We start from the raw sequence: 234 nt of genomic DNA on the forward strand, positions 1-234 counted from the left end.
TATGGTATTTTCCCTTCTTTGCTTCCAAAAAGAAGAATTTATCCCCAATCACCATAAGCTCTGTTACGCATTCCCCATAAGCCCTGGAAAATTCTATTAGGGAAGCCAGATTATCATACAAAGGCTTTGTGTTGATTCCCTTAATTTCCTTCTGCGGCACATCATCTTTTGAAAGAATAAAACTTAAATCGCATTTTCCCTCACTGTACAATTCACTTGGGGCTTTTTTAATTA

Annotated in this window: 1 protein-coding gene; it reads right to left on the minus strand. The window is 36.8% G+C overall.

Going from position 1 to position 234, the window contains the following annotated elements; genetic code table 11:
- A partial coding sequence (locus ACX9YW_RS23585) for a hypothetical protein (RefSeq protein WP_460351241.1) occupies nt 1–234 on the minus strand: 234 nt, incomplete at both ends.

The sequence above is a fragment of the Pseudoneobacillus rhizolycopersici genome, from assembly GCF_054786815.1.